The sequence below is a fragment of the Aeromonas sp. PrichA-15 genome (assembly GCF_017939245.1).
GTDB lineage: Bacteria > Pseudomonadota > Gammaproteobacteria > Enterobacterales > Aeromonadaceae > Aeromonas > Aeromonas caviae.
In genome coordinates, this window is the sequence record NZ_JAGKRH010000396.1 from 1 (window position 1) to 347 (window position 347).

Sequence of the window (347 nt, forward strand, 5' to 3'; positions counted from 1 at the left end):
CCCGCGCAAGCGCAGCGAATGATCGACATCACGCCGGGCATGACCTTTGACGACCTGCGCCCCGGCGAGGATGTCGGGGTTATCCAGTCCAACCGGCCAAACACCGCTCTGAACGTCTGGCGATCGGGTCAGCTGCGCTCATCCTGTGCTGGCACCCGCAGCCAGTATTCGAGCGTGGCCCGCGACTATGACGGCACCTATTCCGCCCAGCGCCAGGAGCTGGTTGAGGGGTGGGAAGGCTTTGCCGTGCTGCAGGATGAGTTTGTGGCCAACTGGTCGCGCCCTGTTTATCGGGATTGGTTGCTGGCCGAAACCCTGCGCAGCAAAGACCCGCTCAAGCTGCCTCC

The 347-nt window shown here is 63.7% G+C and carries 1 protein-coding gene; it reads left to right on the forward strand.

Annotation, left to right across the window (positions count from 1 at the left end; genetic code table 11):
• Nucleotides 1-18: 18 nt before the first annotated feature.
• On the forward strand, nucleotides 19-347 hold a 329-nt coding region (locus J9889_RS23915), incomplete at its 3' end, for a phage portal protein (protein WP_246878191.1).